Here is a 17826-nt window from a genome sequence, read left to right on the forward strand (position 1 = left end):
GCGTCAGACCAGCGTCACCGCGGGACCGAACGCGAGGTACTGCCGCGCGTCGGTGCCGATCCGCTGGATCGCCTCCGGCGGCATCGACGGGTAGCACCACGCCGCGTCGTGCGCGACCTCGCCGTCGGCCGCGAGCGAGTAGTACTGGATGTCGCCGCGCCAGCTGCAGGTGTACGGCGTGGGCGACGCCAGCAGCAGCTCGCGGTCCACGTTGCTCGGCGGGAAGTACCACGCCCCGTCGATCCGCAGCAGCTCGTCCTCGGGTGCCTCCGCGACCACGCGGTCGCGCCACAGTGCCTTCATCGCCCCTCCAGTCGTTCGGTTTCGGGCGTTTCCCCGACGATACCGCCGGGCACGGACATCGGGGACGGATCCGTGCGAATCCGCGCCGTGGATCGCCGGCCCCTCGGATCAGCCGACGACGCGGGCGCCGGGCACGGGGCCGTGCACGTGGAGGGCGACATGCCCGGCGGCGCTCATGGTGATCTGCAGGTCGATCGCCTCCTCCGGCCCGCCGCACAGGAACGCGAGGGTGGGGCCGGATCCCGACACGATGCCGGCGAGCGCGCCCGAGCGCTCCCCCAGCTCGAGGATCGGGGCGAGGTCGGGCCGCATCTGCAGCGTGGCGGCCTGCAGGTCGTTGCGCAGCGTCGAGGCGAGCATCGCCGCGTCGCCGGCGCGCAGGGCGTGCAGCACGTCGGCGTCCACCTGCGGCACCACCGGCACGGGGCCGATGTCCACGCGGTGCCGCTCGCGGTGCCGGTCGAGCTCGCCGTACACGGCCGGGGTCGACACGCCCTCCTCGCTCGTGACGAGCACCCAGTCGAAGCGCCCGCGGGCCAGCGCGGGGCTGAGCTGGTCGCCGCGCCCCGAGCCGATGGCCGTGCCGCCCATCAGCGCGAACGGCACGTCGGCACCGAGGCGCGCGGCCAGCCGCTGCAGCGCGGCCGTCGACAGCTCGGTGCCCCACAGCGCGTCACAGGCCACGAGCGCCGCGGCGGCGTCGGCCGATCCGCCGCCCATGCCGCCCGCCACGGGCACCTGCTTGTGCACCTCGAGGTGCACGCCGCCCTCGTAGCCCGTCTCTGCGGCCAGCAGCCGCGCGGCGCGCAGCGCGAGGTTGCGGTCGTCGACGGGCACGCCGTCGAGCGCGACCGACCCCGTCACGGCCATCGTGAAGTCCTCGGCGTACGTGGCCACGACGTCCTCGTAGAGCGAGACGGCCTGGAACGCCGTCGCCAGCTCGTGGTAGCCGTCGTCGTCGAGGCAGCCCACCTCGAGGAACACGTTGATCTTGCCCGGCGCGCGCACGCGCACCGAGGGGAAGATCTCCGCGAGGGTCATCGGCGCCTCACTCGGTCGTGGCCGCTTCCGCCCAGAGGTCCGCGCCGGCCGCCGCGGCCAGCGCGTCGATGCGCTCGAGCTCCTCGGCGGTGAGGGCCGGACCCTCGAGGGCCGCGAGGTTCTCGTCCAGCTGCTCCACGCGCGAGGCGCCGATGAGCGCCGAGACGACCACCGGATCGCGCAGCACCCACTGGATCGCCAGCTGCGCGAGCGTCTGGCCGCGCTCGGTGGCGATCACGTCCAGGCCGCGCAGCGTGGCCAGGGCGCGCTCGGACAGGCGGGTGTTCGGCAGCGAGCGGCGCTGCTGCGCGCGCTCGGCCGTGCCGTCGCCGAGGTACTTCGCCGTGAGCAGGCCCTGCGCGAGCGGCGTGAAGGCGATGGCGCCCATCCCCTCCTGTCGCAGCACGCCCGTGAGGCCGTCCTCGATCCAGCGGTTCAGGATCGAGTACGAGGGCTGGTGGATGACGAGCGGCGTGCCCAGCGAGCGGGCGATCGCCTTCGCCTCGGCCGTGCGCTCGGCCGAGTACGACGAGATGCCCACGTACAGCGCCTTGCCCTGCCGCACGAGCGTGTCGAGCGCCCCGATCGTCTCCTCGAGGGGCGTGACCGGATCGGTGCGGTGCGAGTAGAAGATGTCGACGTAGTCGAGGCCCATGCGCGTGAGCGACTGCTCGGCGCTGGCGACGATGTACTTGCGCGATCCGAGGTCGCCGTAGGGCCCGGGCCACATGTCGAAGCCCGCCTTCGACGAGATGATGAGCTCGTCGCGATAGGGGCGCAGGTCCTCGGCGAAGATGCGGCCGAAGTTCTTCTCGGCCGAGCCGTACGGCGGGCCGTAGTTGTTGGCGAGGTCGAAGTGCGTGATACCGCGGTCGAACGCGTGGCGCAGCAGCCGGCGCTGGTTGTCGATCGGGAAGTTGTCGCCGAAGTTCCACCACAGGCCGAGCGAGAGCGGCGGCAGGTACAGGCCCGAGTCGCCCACCTGCCGGTAGTCGTTCCGCTCGTAGCGCCCCTCCGCCGCCGCATAGGGCCGATGCAGGTCGGCGATGTCGGCGGCAGTGCGGAACCGGGGGCTGTCGCTCATGGATTCACCCTACCCAGGCGCGGCGCGGCGCCGACACACGGCGTGTTCGAAGCGGATCAGAGGGCGCGCGCGATGCGGTGGAAGTCCGCGATGCCCAGCGCCTCGCCGCGCGCGGTCGGGTCGACGCCCGCGCGCTCCAGCACCTCGGAGGCCGCGGCCGCCGATCCGCCCAGCGCGCCGGCGAGCGCCTGCCGCAGCATCTTGCGGCGCTGCTGGAAGGCCGCATCGACGATGCGGAACGTCGCCTCGCGCTCGGCTTCCGATCCGCGCGGCGCGGGGTCGCGCTCGAACGCGACGAGCACGCTGTCGACGTTGGGCACCGGCCAGAACACCTGGCGCGACACGTTGCCCGCCAGCCGCCACGGCCCGTACCAGGCCGCCTTGGCGCTCGGCGCGCCGTAGACCTTGCTGCCGGGCGGGGCGGCCAGCCGCTCCCCCACCTCGGCCTGCACCATCACGACGCCGCGCTCGAGGCCGGGGAAGGTCTGCATGAAGTGCAGCAGCACGGGCACCGAGACGTTGTACGGCAGGTTGGCCACGAGCACGCGCGGGTCGCCCGGCAGCGCCGTCACGCGCAGGGCGTCGGCGTCGACGACCGCGAGCGCGCCGTCGGGCACGCCGTGGGCGCGCGCGGTGGCGGGCAGCTCGCGCGCGAGCCGGTGGTCGATCTCGACCGCCGTCACCGACGCCCCGGTCTCGAGGATCGCGAGGGTGAGCGATCCGAGCCCGGGGCCGACCTCGACCACGCGGTCCTCCGCCGACACGCGCGCGACCTGCACGATGCGGCGCACCGTGTTGGCGTCGACGACGAAGTTCTGCCCCAGCTTCTTCGTCGGCGTGACGTCGAGTCGGGCGGCCAGGGTGCGGATCTCCGACGGGCCGAGCAGCGTCACGGTCATCCCGCCATCATCCCATCCGGACCTGTCGAACCACCCCGCCTCGCCTCTCGCCGCGGCTCAGAGGCGCCCGGCCCAGGTCACGCGCACGACGGCGGCGCCCTGCTCGTCGCTGGCCGCGAGATCGACCTCGGCGCGGATGCGCCAGTCGTGATCGCGCGCGGGATCGTCCAGCGTCTGCTCCACGCGCCACAGGCCCGGCTCGGAGTCGTCGATCCGGCACAGCGCGGGCGAGCGCGCGGGGCCGCCGGTGAGCAGCTCGTCGTGCTCGGCGTAGTACCCGTCGAGCACCGCGGGCCAGTCGATGTGCGGATCGAGCTCGGCGAGCTCCTCGTCACGCTGGAGCGCGGCCAGCTGCACACGGCGGAACAGCTCGTTGCGCACGAGCACCGTGAAGGCGCGGCGGTTGGCCACGAGCGAGGGCGGCGCGGGCGGCAGCGCGTCGGGCTCGTCGCGCGCGTCCGCACCCGCCGCGAGCGACTCCCACTCGTCGACGAGGCTCGAGTCCACCTGCCGCACGAGCTCGCCGAGCCAGGCGACGATGTCCTCGAGCTCCTCGGTGCGCGCGTCGGCCGGCACGGTCTGGCGGATCGCGCGGTACGCGTCGCTGAGGTAGCGCAGCACGAGGCCCTCGCTGCGGCCCAGCTGATACCAGTTCACGAACTCCGCGAAGCTCATGGCGCGCTCGTACATGTCGCGCACGACCGACTTCGGCTTCAGCGCGAAGTCGCGGATCCACGGCTGGCTCGACGCGAACACCCCGTACGCCTGCTCGAGCAGCTCCTGGAGGGGCTTGGGGTAGGTGACCTCCTCGAGCGCCTCCATGCGCTCGTCGTACTCCATGCCCTCGCGCTTCATGGCCGCGACGGCCTCGCCGCGCGCGCGGTACTCCTGCTGCGACAGGATCTGCCGCGGATCGTCCAGGGTCGCCTCGATCACGCTGACGACGTCGAGCGCGTAGTGGCCCGTGCCGGCGCCGCCCGGCGCATCGTCGGGATCGAGCAGGTCGATCGCGGCGAGCGCGAACGGCGACAGCGGCTGGTTGAGGGCGAAGTTCGGCTGCAGCTCGACGACGAGGCGGATCTCGCCTCGGTCCGTGACCTCGACGACCCCCGCCTCGCGCAGCGTGCGGAAGATCGCCAGGGCCCGGCGCGCGAGCGCATAGCGCTGCGCCGCCGGCTGATGGTTGTCGAAGACGAGGGCGCGCACGTTGCCGAAGACATCGCCGCCGCGGCCGATGACGTTGATGAGCATCGCCGAGGTGATCTGCAGCTGCGGCTGCAGCGGCTCGGGCTGCGCCTGCACGATGCGCTCGAAGGTCTCCTCGCTCCAGTTCACGAAGCCGTCGGGCGCCTTCTTCCTCGTGATCTTCTTGAGCTTCTTGGGGTCGTCGCCCGCCTTGCGCCGCGCCTGCTCGTTCTCGATCTCGTGCTCGGGGGCCAGGGCGATCACGTTGCCGTACGGGTCGTATCCGGCCCGGCCGGCGCGCCCGGCGATCTGGTGGAACTCGCGCGCCGAGAGGCGGCGCATCCGCGTGCCGTCGAACTTCGACAGCGCCGTGATGAGCACGGTGCGGATCGGCACGTTGATGCCGACGCCGAGCGTGTCGGTGCCGCAGATCACCCGCATCAGGCCGCGCTGGGCGAGGGTCTCGACGAGGCGGCGGTAGCGCGGCAGCATGCCGGCGTGGTGCACGCCGATCCCGGCGCGCACGAGCCGCGAGAGCGTCTTGCCGAACGCGGTCGTGAACCGGAAGTCGCCGATGGCCTCGGCGATCGCGTCGCGCTGCTCGCGCGAGACGACCTTGACGCTCGACAGCGCCTGGGCGCGCTCCATCGCGGCCGCCTGCGAGAAGTGGACGATGTAGACGGGGACCTCGGACTCCTCCAGCAGCCGCTCGACGACGTCGTGCGCCGGGCGCTTCTCGTACGAGAAGTGCAGCGGCACGGGTCGCTCGGCGCCGGCGACGAGCGTCGTGGCGCGGCCGGTGCGGCGGGTGAGGTCCTTCTCGATCGCGGTCGTGTCGCCGAGGGTCGCCGACATCAGCAGGAACTGCGCGCCCGGCAGCAGCAGGAGCGGCACCTGCCACGCCCAGCCCCGCTCGCGGTCGCCGTAGAAGTGGAACTCGTCCATCACGACCATGTCGACCTCGGCCTCGGCGCCGCGCCGCAGCGCGATGTTCGCGAGGATCTCGGCGGTGCAGCACACGATGGGCGCGTCCGGATTCACGGAGGAGTCCCCCGTGACCATGCCGACGCTCTCCGCCCCGAAGATCTCGACGAGGGCGAAGAACTTCTCGCTCACGAGGGCCTTGATCGGCGCCGTGTAGTAGCTGCGCCCGCCGCGCGCCGTGCTCACCGCGTGCGCCGCGACCGCGACGAGCGATTTGCCGGTGCCGGTCGGGGTGGCGAGGATCACGTTCGAGCCGCTGACGAGCTCGATCACGGCCTCGTCCTGTGCCGGGTAGAGGGTCACTCCCCCATCGGCCGCCCAGCCGACGAAGGCGTCGTAGAGTCCGTCCGGGTCGCTGCCGGTGCCGGCGATCCGATCACGCAGCGAGGTATCCATCGCCTCCATCCTCGCAGGCCCGACCTTGACGGACGGCGCGGGCGTGCGCGTACAATCGACGCGACCCGTCCCCGACGATCGGAACGAACCGTTGAAGCTCATCGACGTCCTCGCGTAATCCGCGCTGATCGTCGACTCCGGTTCCGGAGCATCGTGCAGCGCCTCGCGCGCTGATCCGTCGATGCTCGTCCCGAGCTCCGCAGGCTCTCCTGCCCGGTATCAGCGCGCCCCTGCTCTGATACCCGGGAGGTTCCATGCCTGCTCTCGTCCTCGATCATCTCTCCTTCGCCTGGCCCGACGGATCCGTCGGCCTGCGTGAGCTGTGCGGCGCGTTCGGCGACCGGCGCACCGGCCTCGGGGGCCGCAACGGCGCCGGCAAGTCGACGCTGCTGCGCCTGGCGGCCGGCGAGCTCGCGCCCACGACGGGCCGCATCGCCGCCGACGGCGACGTCGCCTACCTGCCCCAGCAGCTCACGCTCGACACGGCGGCGCGCGTGGCCGAGCTGCTCGGCGTGGCCGGGCCGCTCGACGCCGTGCGCGCGATCGAGGCGGGCGACGTCGACCCCGCGCGCTTCGACGAGGTCGGCGACGACTGGGACATCGAGGCGCGCGCCCAAGCCGCCCTCGCCGAGGCCGGGCTCGCGCCGGGCATGCTCGATCGCCGCATCGGCGAGCTCTCCGGCGGCGAGGCGATGCTCGCGGCGCTCACCGGCATCCGGCTGCGCGGCGCCGCCATCACGCTGCTCGACGAGCCGACCAACAACCTCGACCGCGACGCCCGCGCCCGCGTGTACGACCTCGTGCGCGCGTGGCGCGGGGCGCTGATCGTCGTCTCGCACGACCTCGACCTGCTCGAGCTGATGGACGAGACCGCCGAGCTGTACGACGGCGGGCTCAGCGTGTTCGGCGGGCCGTACTCGCAGTGGCGGGCCGCGCTGGAGGCGGAACAGGAGGCCGCGCGACAGGCCGAGGTCGATGCGCGGAAGGTCCTCGCGAAGGAGAAGCGCCAGCGGATCGAGGCGGAGACGAAGATCGCGCGGCGGCAGCGCTACGCCAAGACCGACTACGAGAACCTCCGCCGGCCGAAGGTCATCATGAAGCTCAAGGCCGGCGAGGCCCAGGTGTCCGCCGGGAAGCTCCGCGGCGAGGTGCGCGAGAAGGAGCAGTCGGCTCGCGCCGCGCTCGAGCTCGCCGAGCGGCGGGTGCGCGAGGATGAGTCGATCCAGGTGGACCTCCCCGATCCCGCAGTCGCCGCGGGACGACGTATCGTCACGCTCGCCGATGGCACGCGCGAGTGGATCGTTCGGGGCCCCGAGCGCGTGGCGCTGATCGGGCCGAACGGGGCGGGCAAGACGTCGCTGCTCGAGGCCCTGCTGCGCGGCGAGGCATCGTCGCGACTGCACACCGATCGGGTCGCGTACCTGCCGCAGCGGATCGACGGCCTCGACGACGCGGCGTCGGCGTTCGACGCCGTGCAGGCGGCGGCGCCGGGCGTGTCGGCGGCGCAGCTGCGCAACCGGCTCGCGCGGTTCCTCATCCGCGGCGCGGCGGCGGACCGGCCGATCGCGTCGCTGTCGGGCGGAGAGCGCTTCCGGGTGGCCATCGCGCGGCTGCTGCTGGCCGATCCCCCGCCCCAGCTGCTGATCCTGGACGAGCCGACGAACAACCTCGACATCGAGACGGCCGATCAACTGCTCGACGCGCTCCGGGCGTTCCGCGGAGCGGTGCTCGTCGTGAGCCACGACGACGCGTTCCTGCGCCGCCTGGAACCGGACCTCACCCTCGAGCTCCGCGACGGGGTGCTGAGCGAGGTCCGGCACGTGCCGTAGCGGAGGTCAGCCGTTCACGCGTGCGTGACCGAGGCCGCTTCGTGGTCGCGGATGTGCCCCGTCTCGACCTGGAACGTCGAGTGATGCACCGAGACCTCGAAGTGCTGGGCGACGCACTCCTTCACCTCGCGCAGCACCTCGGCGGCGTGCCCGTCGGTGAAGCACGAGTCCTCGACCACCACATGCGCGGTCAGCGTCGGCAGCCCCGTCGCGACCGTGGAGGCATGCACGTCGTGCACATCCCTGACGTGCTCGAGGGCGAGGATGTGCGCGCGCACCTCGTCGAGGTCGAGTCCCTCCGGGGTGAACTCCATGAGGACGCGGAAGGTGTCCCGCATGAGGAGGACAGCCCGCGGCACGATCAGCGCCGCGATGAGCAGGCCGGCGATCGCATCCGCCTGCCGGAACCCGGTCGTCGCGATCACGATCGCGGCGACGATGACACCGAGGGATCCGAGCGCGTCGTTCAGCACCTCGAGGAACGCTGCCCGCATGTTGACGTTCGCGCGGCGTGCCGACGAGAGGATGACGATGGCGGCGATGTTGGCGACCAGCCCCGCGATGCCGAAGACCAGCAGCTCCGTACCGGGCACGTCCGGCGGATCGGACAGACGTCGCACGCCCTCGATCGCCGCATAGGTCCCGACGCCGAGCAGCAGCGTGGCCTGTGCCAGCGCCGCGATCACCTCGATGCGCCGGAACCCCCATGTGCGTCGCGCGTCCGCCGGCCGCAGCACGAGCGTCGACGCGACGAGCGCGACGAGCAGACCGGAGGCGTCCACGACGGCGTGGGCGGTGTCGGTCAGCAGGGCGAGGCTGCCCGTGACGACGGAGCCGACCGCCTGCGCGACGACGATCGACGCCGTGATCGCGAACGCGATCCACAGTCGCCCGCGGTGGTCGCCGGCGCGCCCGATGCCTGCGTCCCCAGCGTGGTCGTGCTTCCCGCCCATCACGACGCCTCCTGCTCCACGTTGCGCGGGCGGCGCAGATGCACGCAGAGCTCCGCCGTCGTCCCCGTCGCCTCGAGCAGCTCACCGGCGGCGGAGATCAGCGAGGAGATGGCCGCCGGTTCCGAGAGCGCGTACCAGGACGACCTCCCCTCGGGGCGGACGGTGACGAGCCCGCACTCCAGCAGGAAGGCGAGGTGCTTGCTCACCGTGGACTGGGCCAGTCCCACGTGCTCGACGAGGTCGCGCACCCGGTGCTCGCCCCAGGCAAGGTGCTGGAGGACCGCCAGCCGCGTGGGCTCGCCGAGCGCCTGGAACAGGTGGGCGTAGACGGCCGTCGCCCGCTCGTCCAGCCGTCGCGGCATCGCATCCATCATCGCCACATGACGATGATGACACCGATCGGCGATGAACTCCAGAGCGCCCGCTCAGAACTCGCCGTAGACCTCGAGGGTGTTGGCCGCGACCTGGGCACACAGCTCGTCGAGGTCGGCGCCGAGCTCGGCGGCCAGGAAGCGCATCGTGAGCGGCACGAGGTACGGCGCGTTCGGGCGGCCGCGGTAGGGCACGGGCGTGAGGAACGGGGCATCGGTCTCGACGAGGATCCGCTCGCGCGGGATCACGGCGAGCGCGTCGCGCAGGTTCTGCGCGTTCTTGAACGTGGTGTTGCCCGCGAACGACAGGTAGTAGCCCTGCGCGGCGGCCTCGCGCGCCATGTCGGCGTCTCCCGAGAAGCAGTGGAACACCGTGCGCTCGGGGGCGCCGACGCGCGCGAGCGTGTCGAGCACCTCGCGGTGCGCGTCGCGGTCGTGGATCTGCATCGCGATGCCGTGCTTCTTCGCCAGCGCGATGTGCGCCTCGAACGACGCGTGCTGCGCCGGCCGGCCGTCCTCGTCGGTGCGGAAGAAGTCCAGGCCGGTCTCGCCGATCGCCCGCACCCGCGGGTGCGCCGCCAACTCGTCGATCACGGCGATCGCCTCGTCGAGCCGCCCGGCGGCCGCGTAGGCCGGGGCGTCGTTGGGGTGGATCGCCACGGCGGCGAGCACGCGCGGATGCCGCTCGGCCGCCGCCACGGCCCAGCGTGACGACTCGATGTCGCCCGAGGCCTGCACGACGCCGGCGATCCCGACCGCCTGCGCCCGCGCCAGCTGCTCATCGAGCGAGAGCGGATCGTCGCCGTCCTGGATCTCGAGGTGGCAGTGGTTGTCGTACACCGGCACCGCGAGCGGCTCGGGCGCCTCGGGGTGCGACAGATCCTTGCGGCCCTTCGTCGACCGCTTCTCGACGTACGTCTCGCGCACGCCCTCTCCCACGGCGCCGTTGCCCGACACCGCCGCCCTCACTCGCTCTCGATGCGGGGGAACAGCGGCGCGAGCGTGCCCACGGCGGCGCCGGCGGGCAGCCGGCCCCACGCGCCCGCGGCGCGGACGTCCTGCGCGGCCAGCTCACCCAGGGCCGCCTCGGCGCCGAGCGCCGTCCAGAGCTTCGCGGTGGACTGCGGCATGATCGGCGAGAGCAGCACGGCCAGCGCACGCAGCCCCTCCGCACACGTGTAGAGCACGGTCGCAAGGCGATCGCGCTGGGCCTCGTCCTTCGCGAGCGCCCACGGTGCACTGTCGGTGATGTAGCCGTTGAGCTCGTCGACGATCGTCCAGATGGCGTCGATCGCCTGGTCGATCCGGAACCTCTCGATCGCGGCGTCCGCATCGGATGCCGCCCTCGCGACGATCTGCTGGATCCGCAGGTCCGCCTCGGCGTACGCGGCCGGCTCTGGCACGGATCCGTCGAAGTACTTGGCGATCATCGCCACGGTGCGCGAGGCGAGGTTGCCGAAGCCGTTCGCGAGCTCGGCCTGGTAGCGGGCCGCCATGTCCTCCCACGAGAACGAGCCGTCCTGCCCGAACGCGATGGCCGAGAGGAAGTAGAAGCGGAACGCGTCGCTGCCGAAAGTGCCGACGAGCGTCTCGGGCGCGATGCCCGTGGCCTTGGACTTCGACATCTTCTCGCCGCCGACGAGCAGCCAGCCGTGCGCGAAGACGCCCTTGGGCACGTCCAGCCCCGCCGCCATGAGCATGGCGGGCCAGATGACGGCGTGGAAGCGCAGGATGTCCTTGCCCACCACGTGGTAGCCGGGCCAGCGGCGCGCGAAGTTCTCCTCGTCGGCGCCGTAGCCGACGGCGGTGGCGTAGTTGAGGAGCGCGTCGATCCACACGTACAGCACGTGCGACGAGTCCCACGGGATCGGGATGCCCCAGTCGAACGCGGAGCGCGAGATCGACAGGTCCTTGAGCCCCTGCTGCACGAACGCGACCACCTCGTTGCGGGCCGACTCGGGCTGCACGAAGTCGGGGCGCTCGCGGTACAGCTCGAGCAGGCGGTCCTGGAACTCGCTGAGCCGGAAGAAGTAGTTCTTCTCGTGCAGCAGCTCGAGCGGCTTCGAGTGGATCGCGCACACCTTCAGGCCCTCGAAGGGCCCCGTGCCGTCGACGATCTCGCTCTCGGGCTTGAACTCCTCGCAACCCACGCAGTAGAGCGCCTCGTACTCGCCCGCGTACACGTGGCCGCGGTCGTAGATCGCCTGCCAGAACTTGGCGGCGGCGGTCTCGTGGCGCTCCTGCGTGGTGCGGATGAAGTCGTCGTTGGCGACGTCCAGGGTCTGCAGCAGCGGGAACCACGCCTCGGTCACGAGCTTGTCGACCCACTCCTGCGGGGTGACGCCGTTCGCGGCCGCGGCGCGCATCATCTTCTGCCCGTGCTCGTCGGTGCCCGTGAGCATCCAGGTGTCGTCGCCCGCCTGGCGGTGCCAGCGCGCGAGCGCGTCCACCGCCACCGTCGTGTACCCGTGCCCGATGTGGGGCACATCGCTCGGGTAGTAGATCGGCGTGGTGATGTAGAAGGAGCGCCCGGAAGTCACCAGAGCAGTCTAATTGCGGTGCCGCGCCGCATTTCGCGGTCCCCTGCCGCGCGCGCCCCGGAAGGACGGATCGTCAGATCCGGCTCAGCGAGCCGCGAGGGCGGCCTGGTACAGCTCACGCGACGACAGCCCGGTCGCGTCGGCCACCTCGCGCGCGGCGTCCTTGAGCCGGGTGCCGCCGGCGACGAGCGCGCGCACCTGCGCGAGCGCGTCCTCCGGCGAGACCTCGCGCGCCGCGGCGCCGGCGATGACGATCACGACCTCGCCGCGCACCCCGGCCTCGGCCCACGCCGTGAGCTCGGCGAGGGTGCCGCGCGCGACCTCCTCGTGCAGCTTGGTCAGCTCGCGGCACACCGCGGCGCGCCGGTCGGCGCCGAAGGCGGTCGCCATGTCGGCGAGGGTCTGCGCGACCCGCGTGGGCGCCTCGAAGAACACCATCGTGCGCGACTCGGCGGCGAGCGCGGCGAGCGCCCGCGCCCGCTCCCCCGGCTTGCGCGCGACGAAACCCTCGAACGTGAAGCGATCGGTGGGCAGCCCCGCCACCGCCAGCGCGGTCAGCACGGCGCTCGGTCCCGGGATCGCCGTGACGGTCACGCCCGCCTCGGCCGCCGCGGCGACGAGGCCGTAACCGGGATCGCTCACGGTCGGCATGCCCGCGTCGGTGAGCACCACGAGATCGTGCTCGCGGGCGCGCTCGACGAGCTCGGCCGACACCTGCTTCTCGTTGTGGTCGTGCAGCGCCACGAGACGCGGACGGTTCGCGATGCCGAGCGCCGCGAACAGCCGCTGGGCCGTGCGGGTGTCCTCCGCCGCCACCACCGGCGCGGCCTCGAGCACCTCGATGAGGCGGCGGGAGGCGTCCCCGAGGTTGCCGATGGGCGTCGCCGCGAGGATGATCACCGCTCCAGGCTACGGGGAACGCCGGACCGTCGCGCGAGGCCGGGCCGCCGGCCGCTCCGGTCCGTGGACCAGTCGACCATCCGGTTACATCCTCGTGAACGATCTGTCCGAGCGGGATCGGGCGCGCTACTTTCAGGATGGCACCGCTTCTCGGATGTCGTCCCGCCCGCACGCGCTCGCACGGCGCGTCGTCCCGAAGGAAGAGAACCTTGACTCACAGCACGTTCCCGAAGCGCGCGGCCCTCGCCCTCACCGGCGCCGCGACGCTCGCCCTCGTCCTGGCCGGCTGCGCCGGGTCGGGTGACACCGCCGGCGATGGCGGCGACACCGGCTCGGGCGAGGCGCCCACCGAGCTCGTGCTCGGCCTCGTCCCCTCGCAGGACGTCGACCAGCTCGTGCTCGACGCCGAGGAGCTCGGCGGCCTGCTCTCGGACGAGCTCGGCATCCCCGTCACCGCCGAGGTCACCACCGACTACGCCGCACTCGTGACGGCCATGCAGGCGGGCCAGGCCGACATCGGCATGTTCGGCCCGATCGCCCTCGTGCAGGCCGCCGACCAGGCCGGCGCCGTGCCGATCCTGCAGTCGGTGCGCTACGGCTCGTCGACCTACGTGACCCAGTGGTTCACAAAGGACACCGACCGCTTCTGCCTCGACGAGATCGTCGAGAAGGAGACCGAGGACGGCGTCTTCACCTTCTGCAACGGCACCGACGCCGACGAGGTCACCGGCCCGAAGGGCGAGGAGGCCATCGCGCTCATCGAGCAGGACGAGAAGATCGCGTTCGTCGACGAGGGCTCGGCTTCGGGGTACTACTACCCCGCCACGCAGCTGCAGGACGTCGCCGGCCTCGACCCGTTCGCCCTGACCGGCGCCACGTTCGCCGGCGGCCACCCCAACGCCGTCATCGCGGTCGACGATGGCGACGCCACGGTCGGCGTCAGCTTCGACGACGCCCGCGAGGAGGTCGTGGCCGAGCGCCCGACGATCGGCCAGGACCTGACGGTCTTCGCCTGGTCCGAGAACATCCCGAACGACGGCGTCGCGGTCTCCAGCGACCTGTCGGAGGAGTGGCAGCAGAAGATCACCGACGCGTTCCTCGCGATCGCCGACACCGAGGAGGGCGTCGAGGTGCTGCAGGCCGTCTACAACATCGACGGCCTCGTCGAGGCCGATCTCGATGCGCTCGACGCCGCCCGCCAGGTGGAGGCGAACTTCGGCGAGGAGTGATCCTCACGGGCCCCGGCCGCGGCCGGGGCCCGTACCCTCGTACCCATCACCCCCACCCTCGGCGATTGCAGCGACACGTGATCCGATTCGACGACGTCTCCGTCACCTACCCCACCGGCACGAAGGGCCTCGACGGCGTGAGCCTCGAGATCCCCGACGGCCAGTTCGTCGTGGTGGTGGGCCTGTCCGGGGCCGGCAAGTCCACCCTCATCCGCACCATCAACGGCATCGTGCGCACGAGCTCCGGCACGCTCGAGGTCGACGGCTTCCGCGTCGACGGCGCCTCGAACCGCGGGCTGCGCGAGCTGCGCTCGCGGGTGGGCATGATCTTCCAGTCCTTCAACCTCGTGTCGCGCTCCACCGTGCTGAACAACGTGCTCACGGGGCGCCTGCACGGCACGCCGTGGTGGCGCGCCCTGTTCGGGTGGTGGCGCCAGGCCGACACCGAGCTGGCGTTCCAGGCGCTCGAGCGCGTGGGCATCGTCGAGAAGGCCTACAACCGCGCCTCGGCGCTCTCGGGCGGCCAGCAGCAGCGCGTGGCCATCGCGCGGGCGCTGGCGCAGGAGCCGTCGGTGATCCTGGCCGACGAGCCCGTCGCGTCGCTCGATCCGCCCACCGCCAACATGGTGATGCGCGATCTGCAGCGCATCAACCGCGAGCTCGGCATCACGGTGGTCGTGAACCTGCACTTCCTCGACCTCGCCACCACGTACGCCGACCGGATCATCGGCATGCGCGCCGGCAGGGTCGTCTTCGACGGCACCGCGGACGAGACCGACGACGCCGTCTTCGAGCAGATCTACGGCCGCTCGCTGAGCGCCGACGACGTGCTGCCCGGCTCGGCGGCCGTGCAGATCGACCTCCCGGACGGCGCATGAGCGCTCCCGCCGCTCCCACCTCGGCGCGGCCGCGCAAGCCGGCCCCGAGGCCGTTCTTCATCGTCGTCGGCATCGTCGCCGTCGCCATGACGGTGTGGTCGGCCGTCCAGATCGACTTCACGATCATGCCGTTCATCGAGGGCAATCCGCGCTCGTGGGGCATCATCCAGCAGTACCTCACTCCGAACTGGGCGTACGTGCTCAAGGTGTGGCCGCAGTGGATCGAGACGCTGCTGATGGCCGTGATCGCCTCGTTCGCCGGCGCCGTGCTGGGTCTCGCGTTCGCGCTCATGGGCTCGCACACCTCGAACCGCTCGTCGTGGTTCCTGCGCGTGGTGCGCTGGTTCCTCTCGGTGCTGCGCTCGCTGCCCGAGATCGGCTGGGCCTACCTCATGGTCGCGATGGTCGGGATCGGCTCGCTGGCCGGCGTGCTCGCCCTCGTCATCTTCAACATGGGCATCATCGCCAAGCTCACAAGCGAGACGATCGACGGCATCGACCGCGGCCCCCTCGAGGCGGCCGACGCCTCCGGCGCCTCGACGATGCAGCGGATCGTCACGGCCGTGCTGCCGCAGATCTGGCCCGGCTACTTCTCGTACGTGCTCTATGTGTTCGAGATCAACCTGCGCGCCTCGGCGATCATCGGCATGGTGGGAGCCGGCGGCATCGGCCAGGCCCTGAATGTCGAACGCGCCCGATTCAACTACGACAACGTCTCGGCGATCGTCGTCGGCTTCATCGTCATCGTGATCGTGCTCGACGTCGTGTCCCAGTCGCTGCGGAAGAGGCTGATGTGAGCGCCGCCGTGAACACCGCCGCCCGCCCCGCGGGCGCCGCGCAGCGCCCGAAGGCGCCGTCCAAGCTGCCCGCCACGATCGCCTTCGTCGCGGTCGCGGCCGTCATCGTCGTGTGCGCCGTCGCGCTGCGGGCCGACTGGCTGGCCCTGCTCGGCCTGCCCGAGCGCGTCGTCCTCTACGCCCGCCTGCTCACCGAGGGCTTCTGGGCGAACCCGTTCGCCGATCCGCATCGCGAGTGGTGGGCCGTCGCGTTCGACTTCATGTTCGACTCGGTCTACATCGCATGGATCGGCACGCTCATCGGCGCCGTGCTGTCGGTGCCGTTCGGCTTCGCCGCGGCGCGGAACGTGGCACCGCAGTGGCTCGTGTGGATCAGCCGCACGATTCTGAACGTCATCCGCGCGATCCCCGAGTTCATCCTCGCGATCGTCTTCCTGCTGCCGCTGTTCGGCTTCCACCCCGCCGCCGGCGCCATCGCCCTCGGCGTGGGATCGGTGGGCACGCTCGGCAAGCTCACGAGCGAGGCACTGGAGGACCTGCAGCCCGGCCCGGTCGAGGCGCTGCGCGCCACGGGCGCGTCGGGACTGTCGGTGCTGCGCTGGGGCATGCTGCCGCAGGTGATGCCCGAGATCGTCTCGTTCTGGCTCTACCGCTTCGAGGTGAACATCCGCGCCGGCGCCATCCTCGGCATGCTGGGCCTGGGCGGCATCGGCTTCCTGTTCGACCAGCTCTTCAACGGGCGCGAGTGGGCGCGGGCCGGCATCGCGCTGCTCGTGACGGTCGTCGTCACGATCATCGTCGACCAGCTCTCGGCGGCCGTCCGCCACCGCATCATCGGCCGCGAGCAGTTCTCCCACCGCGAGGTGTTCTGACCCGCGGGTGCGAGCCCGCGCGCTCTAGGCTGGGCGGGTGAGGATCCGGGCGCGCGCGTGGGAGTGGCTCGCGCCGCTGCTCGTCGCGGTGCTCGCGGCGCTGCCCCGGCTGATCGCGCTCGGCCGGCCGAGCGAGCTCGTGTTCGACGAGACCTACTACGTCAAGGACGCGTGGTCGCTGTGGAACCTCGGCTACGAGGCGCAGTGGCCCGATGACATCGACGCGGCCTTCGCCGCCGGCGACACGCAGTCCTTCACGACCGATCCGTCGTTCGTCGTCCATCCGCCGCTCGGCAAGTGGCTGATCGGGCTCGGGATGGCGGCGTTCGGACCGGGCGACCCGACGGGATGGCGCATCGCGGTCGCGCTGGCGGGCGTCGCGACGGCCGTCGTGCTGTACGCGATCGGGCGGCGGATCTCCGGATCCGTGGCCGTCGGAGCGATCGCGGGCGGCCTGCTGGCGGTCGACGGGCTCGGGATCGCGATGAGCCGCGTCGCGATGCTCGACGGCTTCCTCGCCCTGTTCATCCTGCTCGCCGTGCTGTTCCTCGTGATCGACCACGAGGGCGCGCGGCGCCGCCTCGCATCCGCGCGCGGCACGGCACTGGGGCCCGTGATGTGGCGCCGGCCGTGGGTGCTCGCCGCCGGCATCGCCCTCGGCGCCGCGACGGCGGTGAAGTGGTCGGGGCTCTACGCGCTTGCGGGGCTCGGCCTGTGGCTCGTCGCGCGCGACGCGCTCGACCGGCGCCGGGCGCGGATCGAGGGCTGGCTGCCCTCGGCGATCGTGCGGCAGGGGCCGGCGTCGTTCCTGCTGCTCGTGCCCGTCGCGGCGCTGACCTACCTCGCGTCGTGGACCGGGTGGCTCGTCACCGCGGGCGGCTACGACCGCCAGTCCGACGCGAACCCCCTCGTCGCGCTGTGGAACTACCACCGCGCCGTCTACGGCTTCCACGTGGGGCTGAGCGCGGGCCATCCGTACGCGAGCCCCGGCTGGGAGTGGCCGCTGCTGCTGCGCCCCACGGCGATGTGGACGGATCGGCCCGACGTCGGCCACGCCTCGTGCCTCGGCAGCGACGACTGCCTGGCGGTGATCACGAGCCTGCCGAACCCCATCGCGTGGTACGCCGGCATCGCGGCGCTCGTCTTCCTGGCCGTCGCGCTCGTGCGCACGCGCCGCATCCGCTTCGCCGTGCCGCTCGTGGGCGTGGCCGTCACGTGGCTGCCGTGGCTGCTGTACCCCGAGCGCACGACGTTCCAGTTCTACTCGATCGCGATGCTGCCGTTCGTCTGCCTGGCGGTCGCGCTGGCGGTGCAGCACCTGTGCCGGGTGCGCGAGCCGGTGCTGCTGCCCGATCCGACCCCGGACGAGCGCATCCTCGCGTCGTTCGATGCCGCCCGCCGGCGCCGGGCCTGGGTCGTCGTCTCGGTCGCGTTCCTCGTGCTCGCCGGCCTGTCGGCGCTCTGGTTCCTGCCGCTGTCGACGGGCATCCTCGAGCCGTACCGGCTCTGGTACCTGCACATGTGGTTGCCCGGCTGGATCTGACGCGATCACCGCAACGCGAAGG

General features: G+C 72.1%; 16 protein-coding genes. 6 read left to right on the forward strand and 10 right to left on the reverse strand.

The window, feature by feature from the left end; translation table 11 throughout:
• Window positions 1-3: 3 nt before the first annotated feature.
• The 5 genes from ACYVJ0_RS06340 to ACYVJ0_RS06360 form a co-directional block, all read right to left on the reverse strand.
• Window positions 4-303 (reverse strand): DUF427 domain-containing protein, encoded by a 300-nt coding sequence (locus ACYVJ0_RS06340; RefSeq protein WP_449853634.1) that lies wholly within the window; start codon window positions 301-303, stop codon window positions 4-6.
• A 108-nt stretch (window positions 304-411) separates the two neighbouring features.
• The gene (locus ACYVJ0_RS06345) at window positions 412-1344 is read right to left on the reverse strand and encodes a 4-(cytidine 5'-diphospho)-2-C-methyl-D-erythritol kinase (RefSeq protein WP_449853635.1); all 933 of its coding nucleotides are present in this window, start codon (window positions 1342-1344) and stop codon (window positions 412-414) included.
• Window positions 1345-1351: 7 nt separating this feature from the next.
• Complete coding sequence (locus ACYVJ0_RS06350) at window positions 1352-2428, reverse strand: aldo/keto reductase (protein ID WP_449853636.1); 1077 nt, start codon at window positions 2426-2428, stop codon at window positions 1352-1354.
• Window positions 2429-2484: 56 nt separating this feature from the next.
• A complete protein-coding gene (rsmA, locus tag ACYVJ0_RS06355) occupies window positions 2485-3327 on the reverse strand; it encodes a 16S rRNA (adenine(1518)-N(6)/adenine(1519)-N(6))-dimethyltransferase RsmA (protein ID WP_460816740.1) in 843 nt (280 codons plus the stop codon).
• Window positions 3328-3384: 57 nt separating this feature from the next.
• The gene (locus ACYVJ0_RS06360) at window positions 3385-5892 is read right to left on the reverse strand and encodes a DEAD/DEAH box helicase (protein WP_460816741.1); all 2508 of its coding nucleotides are present in this window, start codon (window positions 5890-5892) and stop codon (window positions 3385-3387) included.
• A 254-nt stretch (window positions 5893-6146) separates the two neighbouring features.
• Here ACYVJ0_RS06360 and ACYVJ0_RS06365 point away from each other — a divergent pair, with 254 nt between their 5' ends.
• Window positions 6147-7721 (forward strand): ABC-F family ATP-binding cassette domain-containing protein, encoded by a 1575-nt coding sequence (locus ACYVJ0_RS06365; protein WP_460816743.1) that lies wholly within the window; start codon window positions 6147-6149, stop codon window positions 7719-7721.
• Window positions 7722-7735: 14 nt separating this feature from the next.
• On the opposite strand, the gene ACYVJ0_RS06370 is transcribed toward ACYVJ0_RS06365, so the two are convergent.
• The 5 genes from ACYVJ0_RS06370 to rsmI form a co-directional block, all read right to left on the reverse strand.
• On the reverse strand, window positions 7736-8674 hold the full coding sequence (locus ACYVJ0_RS06370) for a cation diffusion facilitator family transporter (RefSeq protein ID WP_460816745.1): 939 nt from the start codon (window positions 8672-8674) through the stop codon (window positions 7736-7738).
• On the reverse strand, window positions 8674-9048 hold the full coding sequence (locus ACYVJ0_RS06375) for an ArsR/SmtB family transcription factor (RefSeq protein ID WP_460816878.1): 375 nt from the start codon (window positions 9046-9048) through the stop codon (window positions 8674-8676). The genes ACYVJ0_RS06370 and ACYVJ0_RS06375 overlap by 1 nt, the downstream gene beginning before the upstream one ends.
• 51 nt (window positions 9049-9099) lie before the next feature.
• Window positions 9100-9972, reverse strand: a complete 873-nt coding sequence (locus ACYVJ0_RS06380) for a TatD family hydrolase (RefSeq protein WP_460816880.1) — start codon at window positions 9970-9972, stop codon at window positions 9100-9102.
• A gap of 38 nt (window positions 9973-10010) precedes the next feature.
• The gene (gene metG, locus ACYVJ0_RS06385; RefSeq protein ID WP_460816747.1) at window positions 10011-11585 is read right to left on the reverse strand and encodes a methionine--tRNA ligase; all 1575 of its coding nucleotides are present in this window, start codon (window positions 11583-11585) and stop codon (window positions 10011-10013) included.
• An 84-nt stretch (window positions 11586-11669) separates the two neighbouring features.
• The gene (rsmI, locus tag ACYVJ0_RS06390; RefSeq protein WP_460816749.1) at window positions 11670-12485 is read right to left on the reverse strand and encodes a 16S rRNA (cytidine(1402)-2'-O)-methyltransferase; all 816 of its coding nucleotides are present in this window, start codon (window positions 12483-12485) and stop codon (window positions 11670-11672) included.
• Window positions 12486-12694: 209 nt separating this feature from the next.
• Between rsmI and phnD the strand changes: the two genes are divergently transcribed.
• The 5 genes from phnD to ACYVJ0_RS06415 all read left to right on the forward strand — a co-directional run bounded on the left by phnD (window position 12695) and on the right by ACYVJ0_RS06415 (window position 17804).
• Window positions 12695-13714, forward strand: a complete 1020-nt coding sequence (phnD, locus tag ACYVJ0_RS06395) for a phosphate/phosphite/phosphonate ABC transporter substrate-binding protein (protein ID WP_460816750.1) — start codon at window positions 12695-12697, stop codon at window positions 13712-13714.
• Between the two features lie 77 nt (window positions 13715-13791).
• Window positions 13792-14592: a phosphonate ABC transporter ATP-binding protein gene (gene phnC / locus ACYVJ0_RS06400; RefSeq protein WP_460816752.1), complete on the forward strand. Its 801-nt coding sequence runs from the start codon at window positions 13792-13794 to the stop codon at window positions 14590-14592.
• Complete coding sequence (phnE, locus tag ACYVJ0_RS06405) at window positions 14589-15389, forward strand: phosphonate ABC transporter, permease protein PhnE (protein WP_460816753.1); 801 nt, start codon at window positions 14589-14591, stop codon at window positions 15387-15389. Before phnC ends, phnE (ACYVJ0_RS06405) begins: the two co-directional genes overlap by 4 nt.
• On the forward strand, window positions 15386-16261 hold the full coding sequence (gene phnE, locus ACYVJ0_RS06410) for a phosphonate ABC transporter, permease protein PhnE (protein ID WP_460816754.1): 876 nt from the start codon (window positions 15386-15388) through the stop codon (window positions 16259-16261). The genes phnE (ACYVJ0_RS06405) and phnE (ACYVJ0_RS06410) overlap by 4 nt, the downstream gene beginning before the upstream one ends.
• 37 nt (window positions 16262-16298) lie before the next feature.
• On the forward strand, window positions 16299-17804 hold the full coding sequence (locus tag ACYVJ0_RS06415; RefSeq protein WP_460816756.1) for a dolichyl-phosphate-mannose--protein mannosyltransferase: 1506 nt from the start codon (window positions 16299-16301) through the stop codon (window positions 17802-17804).
• Window positions 17805-17826: the final 22 nt, after the last annotated feature.

The organism is Microbacterium petrolearium, from assembly GCF_054782875.1.

Excerpts from the sequence above, each read along its gene's own strand:
- rsmA (WP_460816740.1), bottom strand. The coding sequence starts at position 3,327 with ATGACCGTGACGCTGCTCGGCCCGTCGGAGATCCGCACCCTGGCCGCC.
- ACYVJ0_RS06340 (WP_449853634.1), bottom strand. The coding sequence starts at position 303 with ATGAAGGCACTGTGGCGCGACCGCGTGGTCGCGGAGGCACCCGAGGAC.
- ACYVJ0_RS06370 (WP_460816745.1), bottom strand. The coding sequence starts at position 8,674 with ATGGGCGGGAAGCACGACCACGCTGGGGACGCAGGCATCGGGCGCGCC.
- ACYVJ0_RS06375 (WP_460816878.1), bottom strand. The coding sequence starts at position 9,048 with ATGATGGATGCGATGCCGCGACGGCTGGACGAGCGGGCGACGGCCGTC.
- ACYVJ0_RS06350 (WP_449853636.1), bottom strand. The coding sequence starts at position 2,428 with ATGAGCGACAGCCCCCGGTTCCGCACTGCCGCCGACATCGCCGACCTG.
- ACYVJ0_RS06345 (WP_449853635.1), bottom strand. The coding sequence starts at position 1,344 with ATGACCCTCGCGGAGATCTTCCCCTCGGTGCGCGTGCGCGCGCCGGGC.
- phnE (WP_460816753.1), top strand. The coding sequence starts at position 14,589 with ATGAGCGCTCCCGCCGCTCCCACCTCGGCGCGGCCGCGCAAGCCGGCC.
- ACYVJ0_RS06365 (WP_460816743.1), top strand. The coding sequence starts at position 6,147 with ATGCCTGCTCTCGTCCTCGATCATCTCTCCTTCGCCTGGCCCGACGGA.
- ACYVJ0_RS06360 (WP_460816741.1), bottom strand. The coding sequence starts at position 5,892 with ATGGATACCTCGCTGCGTGATCGGATCGCCGGCACCGGCAGCGACCCG.